This window comes from Aminobacter sp. P4_H6_2, from assembly GCF_056400805.1.
Window position 1 is genome coordinate 1 of the sequence record NZ_JBFUKO010000750.1, and the last position, 2387, is coordinate 2387.

General features: G+C 60.3%; 3 protein-coding genes. All 3 read right to left on the reverse strand.

What is annotated here, in order from left to right; all coding sequences use genetic code 11:
- Positions 1-180, reverse strand: a 180-nt coding sequence (locus AC1DUU_RS29610) for a LacI family DNA-binding transcriptional regulator (protein WP_476786887.1), incomplete at its 3' end; no start/stop codon positions are given.
- Between the two features lie 533 nt (positions 181-713).
- Positions 714-1112: a TetR/AcrR family transcriptional regulator gene (locus AC1DUU_RS29615; RefSeq protein WP_476786888.1), complete on the reverse strand. Its 399-nt coding sequence runs from the start codon at positions 1110-1112 to the stop codon at positions 714-716.
- Between the two features lie 68 nt (positions 1113-1180).
- Positions 1181-2387: efflux RND transporter permease subunit (locus AC1DUU_RS29620; protein ID WP_476786889.1), on the reverse strand; the 1207-nt coding region annotated here is incomplete at its 5' end.

Consider the following 2387-nt stretch of genomic DNA (forward strand, 5'->3'; position numbering starts at 1 on the left):
GCTTAAGCGTCGTGCATGCGGGTTCGGCTGGTAGTTGAGATCGCGGATCGCATCTTCGATGCGCTTCTTGGTTTCATGCGTCAAGTCAAGCGAACCGTTCAGGAGCCGCGAAACGGTGGTTACGGAAACACCCGCAACACCCGCGACATCCTTCAGGCTTGTAACCTTCTCCCTGCCCACCCTGTCTCGCTCCCTACGTTTGTAAATCGCTTTACTAAACCGCTTTACAATAAAGCCGCTGACTCACGCCGGCTGTCAAGAGGTCTTTGTCGAAGCCACTTGAAAAGGAGGTTGGAGCGCTCTGCGAGCACCTGACAGCACTGATCGCCAGCGGGGCGCCGCTCGGATTTACGCCAGTGAATGGCATCGAAGTGTGCTGCCGTTCGGCGAGTGGAAAGCTTCATCTCGCGTGGAAGAAACACAGGAAAGCTTCTGGTTCAGACGCCGCGCAGCGGTTTTCCACCATTTGCCGACGCGCGCGCCGCTACCGCCGATGTTCCAGATGCGGGAAGGCACGGAACCAGGGGTGCCCTGCAGCAGATGGAAGCTAAGGATGGCGCTCAGATCGATGGACTGATCCCACGGGGCGCCCCTGTGGTATACAGTCATCAGGCTGCAACCAACGGTCTGAAGCCGTTCGGACTCGCTTGTTCAAGTGGGTCCGGGTGCTTCCTATCGCTCTGCTATCTTCTGCCCAAAGCCTGTCCAGGCAACTAGCTTCCACATTCGCTGGCCCGGTCGCCTCTAAAGTCACGCAGGCAAAGCCGGTTGGCAAACCCGCTTGCCACAACCAGCCGTGCCGCTCGCTGCTCCGAACCGGATGGTTCGGCTCCTTCAACATCGAACTTTGAGCTGATCGTCTCGAGCAGCAGCGTGTCTTCCGCAGCGGCGACGAGTGCGGCTACGGCGAGGGGATCTACGTCGATATCCACGAGATGCCGGTCAGTTGCCGTATCGGCATAATGTTTCAGCATCGCCCGGATCAAGTCCTTCTTGGATGCGAAGTGATGAAGCAGCCCGCCTTTGCTGACGCCCGCCTGTCGAGCAACCGCATCCAGCGTGACTTTGCCAAAGCCATTTTCTAGCGCGACATGAATRGCCGCGCGGAACAAGCGCTCCTTAGGCCCGCATCCTCGCGGCGGGGCAGGCCGGGCTGYGGCCGCCCCTCCATCGAGACCATTCATTCGGCCGGAACCCGCGTTCCCTCGGGCGCATCCGCGCTTGCCTGCTGTTCAGGTTTATTGCGCCCGAACATCTTCATGATGAAGACGAAGAAGACCGGCACGAAGAAGACAGCAAGGATCGTTGCTGAGATCATCCCGCCCAGCACGCCGGTGCCGATGGCGTTCTGGCTGGCGGCGCTCGCGCCTGTGGCGATGGCCAACGGCACAACACCCAGACTGAAGGCCAGCGACGTCATGATGATCGGCCGGAAGCGGAGCTTGGCCGCCTCGACCGTCGCGTCGATGAGCGACATTCCCTCCTTGCGCAAGTCCCTGGCGAACTCGATGATCAGGATCGCATTCTTGGCGGAGAGCCCAATGATCGCGATCAGGCCGACCTTGAAATAGACGTCGTTCGGCATGCCCATATACATCACCGCTAGCACCGAGCCTAGAACGCCCAGCGGCACCACCAGGATCACGGAAACCGGTATGGCCCAACTCTCGTAAAGTGCTGCCAACAGCAAGAACACAAACACGATGCTGAGCGCGATCAGAGCAGGAGCCTGCGAGCCGGACTGGATTTCCTGGAGCGATTGACCTGTCCATTCATAACCAAAGCCAGCTGGCAATTCACTCACCAGGCGCTCCATTTCCTCGATCGCAGCTCCCGATGAGTGGCCAGGTGCCGACTGGCCGCTGATGCGCACGGAAGGATAGCCGTTGTACCCAACGACCTGGGCCGCTCCCTTTTGCCATTCAACGCTGGCGAAAGAGGACAGCGGCACCATGCCGCCATTGGCGTTTCRTACGTTGAGGTTCAGCAGGTCTTCGGTCTGCATGCGGCGCCCGGAATCGGATTGCACAGTCACCCGCTGCATCCTGCCGGCGTTCGGGAAATCGTTGACGTAAGCGGAGCCCAGATTGGCCGATATCGTCGAATTGATATCGGCGAAGGTAACGCCGAACGTGTTCGCCTTTTCGCGGTCGATCAGGAGATTGACCTGGGCTGCGTCGGGCATGCCTTCAACCCGCACGCCGGTGATGACCTCACTCTTTGCCGCAGCCGCGAGCAGCTGGTCGCGGGCGGCGGCGAGGGCGACCTGGCCACGGCCCGACCGATCCTGTAGACGGAAGCTGAAACCGTTGGACGTGCCAAGGCCCTGGATCGGCGGTGGCGAAAGCGCGAAAGAGACCGCATCCTTCATCTGGAAGAGCGCACGG